This is a genomic window from Aquipuribacter hungaricus (assembly GCF_037860755.1).
Classification (GTDB): domain Bacteria; phylum Actinomycetota; class Actinomycetes; order Actinomycetales; family JBBAYJ01; genus Aquipuribacter; species Aquipuribacter hungaricus.
The window spans coordinates 1-8,912 of the sequence record NZ_JBBEOI010000155.1; the positions used below are offsets into that span (position 1 = coordinate 1).

Consider the following 8,912-nt stretch of genomic DNA (forward strand, 5'->3'; position numbering starts at 1 on the left):
CGGCGCCCGCGGGCAGCAGGGCCGACCGGGGCCGGCGCCGCACGGCTGGAGCGTCTGGGCCGCTCACGGCCGGGTCGGAGGGACCGCTCACGGCCGGGTCGGCGAGACCGCGTCCACGGCGGGCACGTCCACCATCGGCCCGGCCACGGCGGGCGCACCGGACGGGGACGGGTCCACGGTCAGCGGCCGCAGCGACGCGGCCCGACGCTGCGCGGCGAGGACGGCGGCGGCCTTGTGGCGCGACTCCTCGAACTCCCCGTCGGGCGTGGAGTCCGCGACGACGCCGCCGCCGGCCTGGACGTGGAGCTGCCCGTCGACGAGCAGGCCGGTGCGGATGGCGATGGCGAGGTCGAGGTCGCCCGCCAGGTCGAGGTAGCCGACCACGCCGCCGTACAGGCCGCGGCGGGTGGGCTCGAGGGCGTCGATGAGCTCGATCGCCCGCACCTTGGGCGCGCCGGACAGCGTCCCCGCCGGGAACGTCGCGGTGACGACGTCGACCGGGTCGGCGTCCGCGCGCAGCCTGCCGGTCACCGTGGACACGATGTGCAGGACGTGGCTGAACCGCTCGATCTGCATGAACTCCACGACGTCGACGCTGCCGGCCTCGCAGACCCGGCCCAGGTCGTTGCGGGCGAGGTCGACGAGCATGAGGTGCTCGGCGCGCTCCTTGGGGTCCGCGAGCAGGTCGTCCGCGCGGGCCGCGTCGACCGACGGGTCGCCGGAGCGGGGCCGGGTGCCGGCGATCGGGTGGGCGATGACGGTGCCGTCCTCGACCGTGACGAGCGCCTCGGGCGAGGAGCCGACCACGTCGAACCGGCGGCCGTCCGGGGCCTCGAGCCGGACCAGGTACATGTACGGGCTCGGGTTGGTCAGGCGGAGCGCGCGGTACAGCGACAGCGCGTCGACGTCGGTGCCGACGCTGAACCGCTGGGACAGCACGACCTGGAACACCTCGCCGTCGACGATGGCCCGCTTGCCCTCCTCGACCATGTCGTGGAACTGCTCGCGGGTCCGCGTGGAGGCCGGGTCCCCCGCGGCTCCCGCAGGACCGGCTGCGGGCAGGGCGCCGCCGACCGCCGCGGAGGACGGCGTGGGCCGGGCGAGGTCGGCCGCCATCGCGTCGAGCCGGGCGACGGCGTCGGCGTAGGCCTCGTCGACCCGCTCGTCGGTGCCGTCGGAGTTGACGGCGTTGGCGACCAGCCACACGGTCGCGTCGCGGTGGTCGAGCACGGCGAGGTCGGTGGCCAGGCAGAGCGCCAGCTCGGGCAGGTGGAGGTCGTCCTCGGCCGCCCACGGCAGGGTCTCCCAGCGGTGGACGATGTCCCAGCCGAGCATGCCGACCAGGCCGCTGGTGAGCGGCGGCAGGCCCTCGACGCGCGGGGTCGCCAGGACGCGCAGGGTCTCGCGGAGCATCTGCAGCGGGTCGCCGCTGGTGGGGACGCCGGCCGGCGGGGTGCCGGTCCAGCAGCCGTCCTCGGGCCCCCGTCCGGTCGAGGTGAGCACGGCCGCGGAGCGGGCCCCGACGATGGACCAGCGCGACCACGAGCCGTCGTGCTCGGCGGACTCCAGCAGGAAGCTGCCCGTCCGGTCGGCGGCCAGCTTGCGGTACAGCCCGACCGGCGTCTCGCCGTCGCCGAGGAACCGGCGGACGACGGGCACGACCCGGCGCGTCCGGGCGGCCTCGCGGAACCCGTCGAGGATCGGCCACGTCTCGCCGAGCGGGACGTCGAGCGGGCCGGTGCTCGGGGTGCTGGTCACGCGGGGGCCTCCGGGGCGAGCAGGACGCGGTCGTCGAAGCACGTGCGGGTGCCGGTGTGGCAGGCGACGCCCACCTGGTCGACCTCGAGCAGGACGGTGTCGCCGTCGCAGTCGGCGGACACCCGCACCACGTGCTGGACGTGCCCGGAGGTGTCGCCCTTGCGCCAGCGCTCCTGCCGCGACCGGCTGAAGTACGTGCCGCGCCGGGTGGTGAGGGTCTCGACCAGGGCGTCCCGGTCCATCCACGCGACCATGAGCACCTCGCGGGTGTCGTGCTGCTGCGCGACCGCGGCGACGAGCCCGTCGGGCCCGAACCGCACGCTGCCGAGGAGCCGGTCGACCTCGTCCTCGGTCGGGCTCACGCGTCCACCTCCACGTCGTCGGCCGCGCCGCGGGTCCCGAAGGCCGTGGAGCCGGTCGACGGTCCGGCCGGGTCGACCGGGGCGGAGTCGTCGCTGCGCTGGGCCACCCAGCTCGCGTGGAGCCTGGCGTAGACGCCGCCGGCGCGCACGAGCTCCACGGAGGTCCCGGTCTCGACCACCCGGCCGGCGTCGACGACGACGACCAGGTCGGCCGCCTCGGCCGTGGACAGCCGGTGGGCGATCGCCACGCTCGTGCGGCCGCGGGTGAGGCCGTCCAGCGCGCGGTTGAGCCGGACCTCGGTCGCCGGGTCGACCGCGGAGGTCGCCTCGTCCAGGACGAGCAGGTCGGGGTCGGCCAGGTAGGCCCGGGCGACGGCGACGAGCTGCCGCTCCCCCGCCGACAGCGACTCCCCGCGCTGGCCGACGCGGGTGTCCAGGCCGTGGGGCAGGCCCTCGAGCCACGGCTGGAGGCCCATCTCGGTGACGACGAGGTCGACGGCCTCGTCGGTCGCGCCCGGGCGGGCCAGGCGGATGTTCTCCCGCAGCGACACGTCGAAGAGGAACCCCTCCTGGGGCACGAGCACGACGCGGCGGCGCAGCGACGAGAACGGCACGTCGCGCAGGTCGACGCCGTTGAGCAGCACCCGTCCCGTCGCCGGGTCCTGCAGCCGGGTGAGCAGCTTGGCCAGGGTCGTCTTGCCGGAGCCGGTCTCGCCGACGACGGCGACGCGCGCCTGCGCGGGGATCTCCAGGTCGATGTCCTTGAGGACCTGCGGGCCGTCGGGGTAGGCGTACGTGACGCCCTCGAACCGGGCGGTCACCGGCCCGGGCGGCACCGGCGTCGCGCCGGGCGACCCGGCGGGGTCGGCGATGTCGGCCGGGGTGTCGAGGACCGCGATGACTCGCCGCCAGCCGGCGAGGGCGTTCTGCAGCTCGTTGAGCATCTCGGTGGCGATCTGCACCGGCTGGGTGAACAGCTGGACGAGGAACAGGAAGGCGAGCAGCTCGCCGATGGTCAGCGCGCCGCCGACGCCGGCCCACACGCCGACCCCGACCACGGCCGCGACGGCCAGGCCGGAGACGAGGGTGCCGCTGGCGAAGATGCTCGAGGCGAAGACCCCGGCGCTCGTCGCGGTGCGGCGGTGCTCCTCGACGCCGGCGTCGATCCGGCCCTGGGTGCGCCGCTCGGCGCCGTACGCGCGGATGGTGTCGGCGCCGACGACGGCCTCGCTGATGCCGCCGAGCATGAGCCCGACGTTCTCGCGGACGGCGGCGAAGCGGACGCTCAGCAGCTTCTGCAGCGGGCGCAGGCTGAGGAACAGGGGCAGGAACGCCACCCACACGAGCAGGGCCAGCCACCACGAGTACACCGCCATGAGCACGGTGGCCACGACGATCTGCCCGAGGGAGATGAAGAGGATGAGGCCGCCGAACTGGACGAACGTGGAGATGGTGTCCACGTCGCTGGTCACCCGCGACACCAGCGCGCCTCGCCGCTCGGTGTTCTGCGTGAGCGTCGACAGGTCGTGGATCCGGCGGAAGGCCGTCGTGCGCAGCGTCGCCAGGCCGGCCTCGGTGGCGGTGAACAACCGGACGTTGACCAGGTACGCGCACAGGCCGGTGAGCAGGACCGCGCCGGCCGCGAGAAGGACGAGGGTGACGATCCGACCGACGTCCGGCCCGCCGGGGGCGTTGATGCCGGTGTCGATCGTCTGCTGCACGCCGACCGGGACGATGACGCGCCCGACCGTGGACACCGCGGCGAGCAGCAGCGTCACCCAGATCCCCTGGAGGATCTCCGGGGAGAGGGACAGGCCTCGACGGACGGTGGCCCAACCGCCGGCGCCCGAGGCGGTGGCGATCCGGCCGGAGGCGGCGCCGGTCGTCGCGGCGGTCGGTGCTGCGGAGGCCATCAGCCCTTCCCCCCGGCCGCGAGCTTCTCCCGCTCGGCGGCGTCGCGGGCGTACGCCTCGACCAGGTGGCGGTAGGTCTCGTCGCGGGACATGAGCTCCTCGTGGGTGCCGCGGTCGACGACGCGGCCGTGCTCGACGTGGACGACCTGGTCGGCCAGGGCGATGGTCGAGCGCCGGTAGGCGACGACGACGACGGTGACGCCCGCGGTGTCGCGCAGGCCGTCGAGGATCTCCCGCTCCACGGTCGGGTCGACGGCGCTCGTCGCGTCGTCCAGCACGAGGACGGAGGGGCGGCGGACCAGGGCCCGGGCGATGGCCAGGCGCTGGCGCTGGCCGCCGGACAGGCTCGCGCCGCGCTCCCCCACCCGGGTGTCGAGGCCGGCGGGCAGGGCGGCGACGAAGGACTCGGCGCGAGCGGCGCGCAGGGCGGCCCACACCTCGTCGTCGCCGACCGCGAGCGGGCCGTCCTCCAGGCCGAGGGTGATGTTGCCGCGCACCGTGTCGTCGAAGACGAACGTCGTCTGCGGCACGTACGCCACGCTCGCGGACAGCCCGCCGGGGGCGACGTCGCGCACGTCGGTGCCGTCGAGGCTGACCCGGCCGGACACCGGGTCGACGAGGCGCACGAGCAGCGAGGTCAGGGTGGACTTGCCGGAGCCGGTGGAGCCGACGACAGCCACGGTCGACCCGGCGGGCACGTCCATGTCGATCCCGTGGAGCAGCCGCTGGACGCTGCCGTCGGGGTCGACGACGTCGTGGTCGAGCCCGCGGACCACGAGCTCGCGGCCCTCGGGCGCGGCGGGAAGGGCCGCCGAGCCGTGCTGCATCCGGCCCGTGGCGTCGAGCACCGACCCGACCCGGCGCCAGCCGACGGCCGCGCGGGGCAGCTCGGCGAGCACCCAGCCGATCGCCCGGACGGGGAAGGCGAGCAGGGTGAGCTGGTAGGCGACCTGGACGACCGTGCCGGCCTCGATCGCCCCGGAGGACACCCGGAGCGTGCCGACCGCGAGGACGACGAGCGTGCCCAGCGTGGGCAGCGCCTCGATGACGGGCTCGAAGGCGGCGCGGGCGCGGCCGACCGAGACGTTGGCTCGCCGCAGCTCGTGCGCGCGGGCGGCGAACCGCTCGGTCTCCTCGGTCTCGCGGCCCAGGGTCTTGACGACGAGCGCGCCCTCGAAGGACTCGTGGGCCACGTCGGAGACGTCGGCGCGCAGCTGCTGGGCGTGGGCCACGCGCGGCGCCATCGCGCGCTGGTAGAAGCCGTTGGCCACGACGAGCAGCGGCAGGACGACGAAGGCGACCGAGGCGAGCACCGGGTCGGCGGTGAACATCGAGAACCCGGCGACGAAGAGCATGACGACGACGCCGAAGCTGAACGGCAGCGGCGCGAAGATGGCGAACGCGGCCTCGACGTCGGCGTTGGCGTTGCTCAGCAGCTGCCCGGTCGGGTGGCGGTGGTGCCAGGCCAGCGGCAGGCGCAGGTACTGCCGGCTCACCGAGCGGCGGTAGCGGGCCTGGAGCCGGTACTGGGTGACGGTGGCGTAGCCGCGCCGGACGATGACGCCGATCGCCGTGAGGGTGCCGACCAGGGCCATCGCGCCCGCCGCCGCCCAGGCCTGCCCGGCCTCCACCTCGCCGGCACGGAACGCGGGCACGAGGTAGCGGTCGGTGACCTGCCCCAGGACCCAGCCGCTGCCGGCGAGCGAGGCACCGAAGACCGCCGAGCCGACGACGGCGAGGGCGAAGGTGCGGGGCTCGTCGCGGATGCCGCGGGCGACGACCGTGAGCCCCTCGCGGAACGTGGGGGCATCAGGCACTGCTCAAGGGTGCCACGCCGGGCGGACAGCGCCGACCCGGGAGCGGTCGCCGCCCGGGGTCGCGGGCGGGGCAGGGAGCCGGGGTCGCGTCCGAGGGCGCACGGCGGCGAGGATGGCGGCATGACACCCGTGCGCGCCGAGCGCCAGGCCCTGTGCGACTCGATGCTCGAGGCCGGCCCCGACGCCCCGACGCTGTGCGAGGGCTGGACGGTCCTCGACCTGGCCGCGCACCTGGTGGTCCGCGAGGAGCGTCCCGACGCGGCGGCCGGCCTCGTCGTCCCGCCCCTCGCCGGGCGGCTGGACCGTATCTCCGCGGCCTATGCCTCCCGCGGCCTGGACGCGCTCGTCGCGCGGTTCCGCGCCGGCCCGCCGCGCTGGCACCCGACCGCCGTGCCGGCCGTGGACGCGCTGGTCAACCTCGCCGAGCTGGTCGTCCACCACGAGGACGTCCGCCGCGCCGCGGGCATGGGACCGCGCACCGACGTGCCCGAGCTGCAGGAGGCCGTGTGGAAGCAGCTGCCCGTGGCCTCTGGGCTCGCCCTGCGCGGCGCCGCCCACGTCCCGGTCGTCGCCGTCAGCACCGACGGCCGCCGCCGGGTGCTGCGCCGCGGCCCCTACCCGGTGGTGCTCACGGGTGCGCCGGTCGACCTGCTGCTGCGGCTCTTCGGCCGGTCGGCGGCCCAGGTCGACGTCGGCGGTCCGCGGCTGTCGGTGCAGCGCTTCTCCCAGGCCCGCCTCGGCGTCTAGCGCCTCGGCGGGCCCCCGCCGTGCGCGGGGTGTGGACGACGAGAGGGCTCGAGTGACGCCCGCGACCGGCGTGTCGCCGTCATCAGCGCCCTCTCACCAGCACCAGGGCCGGGCCGAGGCCGCAGCGGGCGCCCGATCAGGCCGGGGCGACGCCGGCGCGGTGGGCCTGGCGGACGGGGTGGCCCGCCGCGGCGAGCGCCGCCTTGACCTGGCCGACGTCCATGCGGCCGTAGTGGAACACCGAGGCCGCGAGGACAGCGTCAGCACCGGTCGCGACCGCCGGGGCGAAGTGCTCGACCGCGCCTGCGCCGCCGGAGGCGACGAGCGGGACGTCGACGACGGCGCGCACCGCAGCCAGCATCGTCAGGTCGAACCCGTCGGTCGTGCCGTCGGCGTCCATGGAGTTGAGCAGGATCTCGCCGGCCCCGAGCTCCGCGCCCTGCCGGGCCCACTCCACGGCGTCGATGCCGGTGCCGGTCCGGCCGCCGTGGGTCGTCACCTCCCACCCGGAGGGGGTGGAGGTCCCCGGCGGGCAGGTGCGGGCGTCGACGCTGAGCACGAGCACCTGGCTGCCGAACCGGTCGGCGATGTCGGCGAGCAGGCGGGGGCGGGCGACGGCGGCGGAGTTGACGCCGACCTTGTCGGCCCCGGCGCCCAGCAGCCGCTGCACGTCGTCGGGGGAACGGATGCCTCCCCCCACGGTGAGCGGGACGAAGACCTGCTCGGCGGTGGCGCGGACGACGTCCAGGGTGGTGTCGCGCCCGGCGGAGCTCGCGCTCACGTCGAGGAAGGTGATCTCGTCGGCGCCCTGCGCGTCGTAGCGGCGGGCGAGCTCGACGGGGTCGCCCGCGTCCTGCAGGCCCTGGAACCGGACCCCCTTCACCACCCGCCCGGCGTCGACGTCGAGGCACGGGATGACACGGACCGCCACGCTCACGCCGGTATCCTCGCAGGTCGTCCCGGGTGCCCCGGGCGCGGCGGCGGCAGCGGGAGGACCTCGGGATGGCGGACGGGGGCGGCTGGGGCTCGTCCTTCGACCGCCGGCGCCGACGGGTCGGCCCGCTCGGCGTCCTCGTCCTCGTCGTCCTGCTCGCCGCTGCGGTCGCTGTCGCCGTCGGCCTGCTCGGCGAGCGCCGGCAGGGCGGCGACGGGGCCGGCGGGGTGGACGGCGCCGGGGCGGTCGCGTGCACGGCGGGGCCGACCGTGACCGTCGTGGTCGACCCGACGCTGGCGCCCACCCTGCGGCGCGTCGTCGCGGGCGCGGCCGGGTCCCGCCTGGGCACGGGGGCGTGCGCGGACGTCGAGGTGCTCGCGCAGCCGTCGGCGCAGACCGCCGCCGCGATGGCCGACGACCCGTCGTCGGTCACCGACGACGGCGCCCCGCACCTGTGGGTCCCCGACTCCTCGGTGTGGCTCGGCCGGGCGGTCGCGGTCACCGCACCCGGCACACCACCTGCCTCCGTCGACGGCACCGCTGCTGGCGCGGCGGCCCGCCCCGCACCCGACCCCGTCCCGAGCGGCGCACCCGGCCCCGTCCCGAGCGGCGCACCCGGCCCCGTCCCGAGCGGCGCACCCGGCCCCGTCCCGAACGGCGCACCCGGCGCCATCCCCAGCGGCGCACCCAGCGCCGTGACGAGCACCGCACCCGGCTCCCGGACCGCGCTCACCGACCTCGGGCCGCTGGTCTCCAGCCCCGTGGTGGTGGCCACGAGGCCCGAGGTCGTGGCCGCCGCGGGGTGGACCGGGACCGGGCCCTCGTGGGCGCAGGTGCTGGCCTCCGGCCGGCCCGTCGCGGTCCCCGAGCTCGCCGGGTCCGCCGTGGGCCTGCAGGCGCTGCTGGCCCTCCAGGCCTCGGTGCCCGACCCCGCCGACCGGCAGGAGGCACTGGCCGCGGCGGTGGGTGCGCTCCTCCCCGACGGGTCGACCGCGGGACCGGCCGACGCCGGGGCCGCCCTCGCGCTGGTCCAGGACGCCGGTGGCGCCGCCGAGGCCGCGCCGCTCGTGCCGACGAGCGAGCAGCAGGTGTTCGCGGGCGGGCGGGGGTCGGTGAGCACCCCCGCGGTGGCCGTCCGCCCCACCGGGTCGCCGGCGGACCTCGACTACCCGCTGGTCCGTGTCGACACCCCCGAGCGTCAGGTCGGGGTGGACGCCGCGGCCATCGAGGGCGTGGTGCGCCTGCTGGAGACGGCCGGGCGCGAGGCCGCTGTGGCCGACGGCTTCCGCCCCCCCGACGCGGACGTGCCGCCCACCCCGGGCGCGTCCGGCACCCCGGGCACGTCCGCCGCGCCGGGCACCCCGGGTACCGCCGCCGCGCC

At 76.8% G+C, this 8,912-nt stretch carries 6 protein-coding genes and 1 pseudogene; 2 read left to right on the top strand and 5 right to left on the bottom strand.

All coding sequences use genetic code 11. The features are described 5' to 3' along the window. Positions 1-87: 87 nt before the first annotated feature. The 4 genes from WCS02_RS14310 to WCS02_RS14325 are packed head-to-tail and all read right to left on the bottom strand — an operon-like array spanning position 88 to position 5,850. Positions 88-1,758 (bottom strand): anthranilate synthase component I, encoded by a 1,671-nt coding sequence (locus WCS02_RS14310; RefSeq protein WP_340294377.1) that lies wholly within the window; start codon positions 1,756-1,758, stop codon positions 88-90. Continuing rightward, the gene (gene hisI, locus WCS02_RS14315) at positions 1,755-2,120 is read right to left on the bottom strand and encodes a phosphoribosyl-AMP cyclohydrolase (protein WP_340294379.1); all 366 of its coding nucleotides are present in this window, start codon (positions 2,118-2,120) and stop codon (positions 1,755-1,757) included. The genes WCS02_RS14310 and hisI overlap by 4 nt, the downstream gene beginning before the upstream one ends. Continuing rightward, positions 2,117-4,033 carry an ABC transporter ATP-binding protein gene (locus tag WCS02_RS14320; RefSeq protein ID WP_340294381.1) on the bottom strand — a complete coding sequence of 639 codons (1,917 nt, stop codon included), beginning with the start codon at positions 4,031-4,033 and terminating at the stop codon, positions 2,117-2,119. Before WCS02_RS14320 ends, hisI begins: the two co-directional genes overlap by 4 nt. After that, the gene (locus WCS02_RS14325; protein ID WP_340294383.1) at positions 4,033-5,850 is read right to left on the bottom strand and encodes an ABC transporter ATP-binding protein; all 1,818 of its coding nucleotides are present in this window, start codon (positions 5,848-5,850) and stop codon (positions 4,033-4,035) included. Before WCS02_RS14325 ends, WCS02_RS14320 begins: the two co-directional genes overlap by 1 nt. Positions 5,851-5,970: 120 nt before the next feature. Between WCS02_RS14325 and WCS02_RS14330 the strand changes: the two genes are divergently transcribed. Then, a complete protein-coding gene (locus WCS02_RS14330) occupies positions 5,971-6,597 on the top strand; it encodes a TIGR03085 family metal-binding protein (RefSeq protein ID WP_340294385.1) in 627 nt (208 codons plus the stop codon). A gap of 136 nt (positions 6,598-6,733) precedes the next feature. Here the strand turns inward: WCS02_RS14330 and hisF are convergent, their stop codons facing one another. Then, the gene (hisF, locus tag WCS02_RS14335) at positions 6,734-7,534 is read right to left on the bottom strand and encodes an imidazole glycerol phosphate synthase subunit HisF (protein ID WP_340294387.1); all 801 of its coding nucleotides are present in this window, start codon (positions 7,532-7,534) and stop codon (positions 6,734-6,736) included. A 65-nt stretch (positions 7,535-7,599) separates the two neighbouring features. Here hisF and WCS02_RS14340 point away from each other — a divergent pair. Continuing rightward, positions 7,600-8,912: pseudogene (locus WCS02_RS14340) on the top strand (hypothetical protein); the annotation flags it as partial.